Below are 6,560 nucleotides of genomic sequence, written 5' to 3' on the forward strand. Positions count from 1 at the left end.
GCATATGAAGTGGGTATAAATTTTACCAGTTTAACCAGGGAGCCCAGTCAGAAAAGGCGCGACGCAACCCGAATCATCTAGTGGGAGAAACTCTAGCGTAGCGTTGGCCGGCCAAGTGGTGTATCATAGTGCCAGTTATTATCGCAAATTGTGCAGAAATTGGTGAGCATACATGGATAAAGACACGGTTTACGCGGTGGTCGATATCGAGACTACCGGAACCAGTGTGACAGATGGCGACCGCATTATCCAAGTCGGGTGCGTCTTCGTCCAACATAACCAGATCATTAATCACTTTGAAACGGACGTCAATCCGTTGCGGGAGATTCCGGCAGCGATTTCTCGGTTGACGGGCATTACGAACAAACGGGTGCGGCATGCGCCCTTATTTGACGACGTGGCGGGCACGCTCTATAGCTTGCTGACTAATACGGTCTTTGTGGCCCACAACGTCAATTTTGACTTGCCGTTTATTAATGCCGAATTTTCTCGCGTGGGGTATCCCGAACTTACGATTGCGGCGGTGGACACGGTTTCTTTGAGTCAAATTTTACTGCCGACTGCGCCCAGCTTTCGACTCCGCGACCTCAGCGGGTACTTTAACATCGAACATGACAATCCGCATTCCGCTGACAGCGATGCCAGTGCGACTGCCGAATTGTTTATTTTTCTGTTCCGGCGGCTGCGGGCCTTACCCGTGGTGACGCTGCAACAGATGATCGACCTGCACCCGGAGTTACCGCTACAGACGGCCGATCTATTCAATGAAGCCCAGCGACTCAACGCGGCTAATCCGCGGAAGTTACCGGACTATTTGTACATCAAAAATGGGTTAGCTTTGCGGCAGGCGGCGCCATTGCCAGCCAGCACGTTAGCGACGCCCAGCAAGTACCCCAAGACCAAGAAGCAGAAGCAAAAGTTGATGCCGGACAATCTCGAATGGCGGCCCGAACAGGGTAAAATGATGAATTATATCTACAACAACTACGCCGCGGCCGACCAACATCCGGTCAAACAGATGATTGTTGAGGCACCGACTGGGATTGGGAAGAGTCTGGGCTACGTGTTGCCAATGGCTTATTTGAGTCAGACGGGAAAGTCCGTTGTCATCAGTACGGCAACCACACTTTTACAGGAACAATTGGTCGACCAAACGATTCCGCTACTCAAACAAATCGTGCCCTTTACCGTCAACGCGGTATTGGTCAAGGGGAGCCAACACTATCTGGACCTCCAACGCTTCGCCACGACTCTCAAGGTGGCTGAGACGTCTAAGCAGACCCAGCTCCTTAAGCTCAGGTTGCTGGTCTGGTTAACGATGACCACGACCGGGGACCTCGACGAATTGCACCTCGCCACATACCGGGCACCTTACTTTCAGGAGATCATTCATGAGGGCACGGTCACTGCGGACAGTCCCTTCTATGAGGACGACTTCTTGCGGCGGCGCGACCAGCGGATGGAACAGGCACAATTTATCATCGTGAACCACGCTTATCTCAGCGAACACGCTCTGGCGCTAGGCGAACGGCTCCACCAGCCCTATTTGGTGGTCGATGAAGCTCAACACTTGCCGGATAGCACGCTAAAACAACGGCGGACTCAGGTCAAATTTTCACAGCTGATCAACGAGCTCCATCACGTGGAGCGCGACATCAGCCGTGAGATTGGGCCGAGCCTGATGAGTTTGTTCGGTGGGGATGCCGCAGCCACCACGACCTTAGAACGCATCCTCGTTGCTAGTGACACGCTGGAAACGCAGTTAAACCAGCTGATCAAGCAACTGTTTCTGCGCTTTCTGGCCAACAAACGGGTCAACAACCACAATCAAATCATCGAAGAGTTGATTCCAGCGGCGGACCTCGCTGCCGAGCTACAGCAGGGCACGGCGGTCGCAACGGTTACCCAGGCGACCAATGAACTGTTGGCGGCACTGGGCGACCTACGCCAGCGCTACGACCAACAGCAGGACCGGTTTGCGGCGTCAGAACGTTACTTGTTCGAACAGGTCGACACGCGGATTCATCTCTTTGACGACCAAATGAGTCGCCTCCTGACGATTCTACAACAGGTCGGTGACCAAGCCCCCGCCAGTCTTTTCTGGCTGACGATCAACCACGTTGGGGATCGCAATAGCCTTCAATTGGCGAGTGGCTTACTGGCGACGGAAGGGTTCTTACGTCATCACCTGTATGCCGGGTTCCAGCCGGTTCTCCTGACGGGAGCGACACTGTTTTCTTCCGGCAGGTCGCAGTACGTCTTGGACCAATTTGACTTGGACCGTGACGCCACGGTGACCCACCGCATGCGGTCGAGCTTTGACTACGGCAAGCAGGCCGAGCTGTTTATCAGTGATACCGGGCCAAATCTGTCGCGCGTGTCACCCGAAGACTACGTGACGTACCTGACGGCGGCGATTACACAGATGGCCGGGGCCGTAAACAAGCAGACCCTGGTGCTGTTCAACTCGCTTAGCGTGATCGAACAGGTCTACCAGCAGTTGACGCAACAACCGGAGTTTGCCCAACGCGAGATCTTTGCCCAGGGGATTAGTGGCAGTCGTGAACGGATTGCTAAACGTTTTGCGACCAGTCATGGCGCCATCTTGTTAGGCGCAGCTAGTTTCTGGGAGGGCATCGATCTGCCCGCCGAACAACTGGAACTGCTGATTGTGACGCGGTTACCGTTCGATTCACCGGACCGGGTCTTTGTAAAGGCCAACTATGCGCGTTTGGAGGCTGCCGGGAAGAATCCGTTCTACAATGCGGCCTTGCCATCGGCGACCTTGAAATTACGGCAGGGAATCGGCCGGTTGATTCGGACACCGAACGACCGCGGAGCCATTGTCCTCCTGGATCAACGCGTGTTGGAACGTCAATACGGCCAAAGCATCCTGCGCGCCTTACCGGATGATCTGCCGAAGACCACCGGGGATGTGAGTGTTATTGCCCAAGGTTTAATTAATTTTTTTGAAAAAAGCACGACCGACTCGGTGACTCCTCCCGAAGTTTGATATAATTGACGAAGATTGAAATTTGACAAGGGAGTACGATGTAAATTGATGAGACAACAATATCAGCAGCGTCGCCGGCCACGTCACTGGGTCCTACTGAGTATCTTAGTCGTGATCCTGGTCCTGCTGCTGAGTGGCGGCTACGTGATCAGTAAGGCCAGCAAGCCGCTGAGCCAGATGCAGACGCACGCCGAAACGGTCGCCAAGAAGTCCGGTCATTTAACGAGTACCAGCGACTTTTACTGGACGAACTTAAATACGACCTACTACACGGTTGCCGGCAAAAATAAGGCGCAACAGGCCGTCTACGCGATCGTTCCCAAGACGGGCAACGACGTGACGGTGTTGAAGCAAAGTGAGGGCCTGTCCCGCAACACGGTGCTCGAACAGGTCTGGAAACGAAATCCCAAAAAGGTGCTCGCCGCAGCGTTGAGTATCTTTAATGGTAAGCCAGCTTGGCAGGTCAGTTACCTGAACCAATCCGGCAAACTCTGTTACCTGACTTTCCAATACAGCAACGGAAAGATTTTACAGCAAATTTCCAACATTTAATCGTAACCGAGAGGAGGACTCACCATGCAATTATCACAACGCGCGCGTGCAGTGCGCCCCTCAGCAACGTTAAAGACGGGTCAACAGGCCGCTCAGCTACGAGCGCAGGGTGTGGACGTGATCAACCTGAGCGTTGGTCAGCCAGATTATCCGACACCGACGACGATTCGTGAGGCGGCGGTCACGGCGATTCGCGCTAACCAGGTCAATAGTTATACGGCAACGGCCGGAACACCGGTACTGCGACAAGCCATCGTTCAGCGGCTTCAAGAGACGCAACGGGTGGCTGTGACCACGGATCAGGTCGTCGTGACGGCGGGAGCTAAGATGGCGTTGTACGCGCTATTTCAGATCTTACTCGATCCCGGCGACGAGGTCTTGTTACCGGCACCGTACTGGGTCAGTTACGCCGAACAGGTCAAATTAGCTGGGGGCCGGCCCGTTGAGGTCGCCCCAACGGCATCGCTGAAGGTCACCCCGGAGCAGTTAGAGGCTGCGGTGACCCCGGCAACCAAGGCCATCGTCCTCAATTCGCCACAGAATCCGAGTGGTCTGGTCTATACGGTCGCTGAACTACGAGCAATCGGGGAATGGGCCGTGGCCCACGATTTGATCATTGTCGCCGATGAGATTTATGGTGAACTGGTCTACGACGGTCCGGTGCCCGTACCATCCATGTTGACACTGGGCGAGGCAATCGCGGCCCATACGATCCTGGTCAACGGTGTGTCAAAAACGTACGCGATGACCGGTTGGCGGATCGGCTATGCCGTGGGACCGATCGACGTGATGACGGCATTGAAAAATGTGCTGTCACACATGACTGGGAATGCAGCGGCCGTGAGTCAGGCGGCGGCTGTTGCGGCATTGACTGGTGATCAGGCTCCGGTGACTGAGATGAAGGATGGGTTTAAACGGCGCTTAGACGTGGTTTATCCACTTCTGGCAGCGATTCCGGGGTTCAAGCTCAATGCCAAGCCGCAGGGGGCGTTCTACCTGTTTCCGGACGTGACGGCGGCCATGGCGATGAAGGGCTACACGACGACCGACGAGTTTGTCGCGGCGCTGTTAAATGAGGCTCACGTTGCGGTTGTGACCGGCGAGGCCTTTGGACTACCCGGTCACATTCGACTGAGCTACGCGACGGACTTAGAGACGCTAAAGGTCGCCATGCAACGGCTAAAGAAATTCATGAGCTGAATCAATTAAAACAACAATGATTTAACGACCGGGCCGCAAGTGGGTGCCGGTCGTTTCGTTTCGTCAGGACTCAGAGAACGTGTTAGACTAAAAAGCGAGTAGTGGATAGTATGAGTTTGACGCACTCCGGCTGCCAGGGATTCCGCCTGCTGTGGGGAACGACTCCAGCCTAAGAGTCGGGATTCCGTCTCGCCTCAAAGCCACGAAAAACGCGTGTCTCCGAGGTCGTCCAACACTGTAAAGTCGGGGAAATTCCCCGACTTTACAGTGTTGACACGGCTGGCTGCATCCCTGACCGCCTCTGGCTTAGTTTTTTTACGATGACAATCGTTGAAAGCCTTGTGCGCTCTGAATTTTATGCCTCGCTCAATAACGACTTTACGCTCGTCTTCTAAGTCGCCAAAAAACTACTATATAAGCCGAGAGGTCGCCAGATATGGGCTCAGGCGCGTCGTTCTGCTTAGTTGACGGTGATTTTCCGGCAGCTTAGCAGAAGACCAAGCTTGGAGACTCGTGATTTTCGAGGCTTCAAGTTGTGTCCGAACCGTTCCAGCCCATATCTGGCGGCCGGTAAGGCGACGGACACACTAGGTTGCCCAATTTATAACTAATTAAGACTTAAAAGATAAGGAGGCCAACGCATGGCAGATTTTATGATGCGCTATATTCAAGCTGGCCAAACCAGCGTTGCCAATTACTTACTCGACCATTTTCGCGAGGTGGGGATGACCACGGATCAACTCTTGGTCTACCTCCAGCTACGCCGGCAAATGGACCGTGGTGAACAATTGCCCGAGGCGGAGAGCATCGCCGAATCCTTGGGCTGGGATAAGCAGCGCGTTTACCAGTTGCTCCACGAGATGATTGCCTCGAAGCTGATGATGATTACTAGTGTGACTAACGCGCAGGGACAAAAGGCGGATACATATGATTTTCGCCTGTTAACAGAGAAACTGAGCCAACTCGATGTGCAGACGGTACAAAAGGAAGTCAAGCAGGAAGCTACCAGTGACCGCTCAACGGTTTTTAACCAAATCGAAACGGAATTTGGCCGGCCATTGTCACCATTGGAGATGGAAAGCATTAGTCAGTGGCTAGACGAGGACCATTACCGCCCTGAACTCATTCAGCTGGCCCTAAAGGAAGCGGTATTGAGTCAGGCGTACAGTCTAAAGTACATGGACCGGATTCTGCTAAGCTGGGAAAAGAAGAACTTAAAGACGGCCGCTCAGGTCCAACGGGAAAAGGAACGGCAAGAGCCGCGCCGTTCAGCGGCCAGTGGCAACGCCAGTCAAGCAAGTTCACAGATTCCAGACGTCCCAATTTTTAAGCTGACGGATAACTAGGCTGCGATTCGTAAAGTTGGTAGTTAGCCGGGCTGATGGGAATACGAGCTTTTTTATGGTTATCGTAAAATACGATCACAGCAGGCGGAACCCCTGACAGTCGCAGTGTGGCCATTCCTGTACAATTGCAATATAAAAAAGGTCACCAGTAAACAGTCAATTTTGACTATCTACTGGCGACCTTTTCTGTTTCAAGCTTTAGCTATTATCCTTATTGTTATCGGTCGTCTGCGTGGTGGAGCTGGCAGACGAAGTGGTCGTGGAGCTACTGTTCGTGTTGTCATCGTTGCCGTCACCACCAGGGGTCTGTTCCGTGCTGGAAGATTCCTTACTGGAGCTGGATTCGGTCGTCGATGAGCTGACGCGCGATGAACTGGAACTGGTCGTGACCTGACTATTACTGCTGTAAGCAGAGGAGCTCGTCGTGTTGGTAGAGCCGTATTGGCTGG

At 53.6% G+C, this 6,560-nt stretch carries 4 protein-coding genes and 1 pseudogene; 4 read left to right on the top strand and 1 reads right to left on the bottom strand.

The genetic code is table 11. The features are described from left to right. Positions 1-172 precede the first annotated feature (172 nt). The 4 genes from FC99_RS08080 (at position 173) to FC99_RS08095 (ending at position 6,111) form a co-directional block, all read left to right on the top strand. Complete coding sequence (locus tag FC99_RS08080) at positions 173-3,013, top strand: helicase C-terminal domain-containing protein (protein WP_056986525.1); 2,841 nt, start codon at positions 173-175, stop codon at positions 3,011-3,013. 48 nt (positions 3,014-3,061) lie between these two features. Beyond that, the gene (locus FC99_RS08085; RefSeq protein ID WP_048736116.1) at positions 3,062-3,565 is read left to right on the top strand and encodes a cell wall elongation regulator TseB-like domain-containing protein; all 504 of its coding nucleotides are present in this window, start codon (positions 3,062-3,064) and stop codon (positions 3,563-3,565) included. 24 nt (positions 3,566-3,589) lie between these two features. Then, positions 3,590-4,765: a pyridoxal phosphate-dependent aminotransferase gene (locus tag FC99_RS08090; protein WP_048736115.1), complete on the top strand. Its 1,176-nt coding sequence runs from the start codon at positions 3,590-3,592 to the stop codon at positions 4,763-4,765. Between the two features lie 641 nt (positions 4,766-5,406). Further along, positions 5,407-6,111, top strand: a complete 705-nt coding sequence (locus tag FC99_RS08095; RefSeq protein ID WP_048736114.1) for a DnaD domain-containing protein — start codon at positions 5,407-5,409, stop codon at positions 6,109-6,111. A 198-nt stretch (positions 6,112-6,309) separates the two neighbouring features. On the opposite strand, the pseudogene FC99_RS14175 reads toward FC99_RS08095, so the two are convergent. Continuing rightward, positions 6,310-6,560, bottom strand: a pseudogene (locus tag FC99_RS14175) (carboxypeptidase); the annotation flags it as partial.

The sequence above is a fragment of the Levilactobacillus koreensis JCM 16448 genome, from assembly GCF_001435525.1.
GTDB classification, from domain to species: domain Bacteria; phylum Bacillota; class Bacilli; order Lactobacillales; family Lactobacillaceae; genus Levilactobacillus; species Levilactobacillus koreensis.

Bases quoted from the DNA above. Each gene is read 5' to 3' on its own strand.
- FC99_RS08080 (WP_056986525.1), top strand. From the start codon at position 173: ATGGATAAAGACACGGTTTACGCGGTGGTCGATATCGAGACTACCGGA.
- FC99_RS08095 (WP_048736114.1), top strand. From the start codon at position 5,407: ATGGCAGATTTTATGATGCGCTATATTCAAGCTGGCCAAACCAGCGTT.
- FC99_RS08090 (WP_048736115.1), top strand. From the start codon at position 3,590: ATGCAATTATCACAACGCGCGCGTGCAGTGCGCCCCTCAGCAACGTTA.
- FC99_RS08085 (WP_048736116.1), top strand. From the start codon at position 3,062: ATGAGACAACAATATCAGCAGCGTCGCCGGCCACGTCACTGGGTCCTA.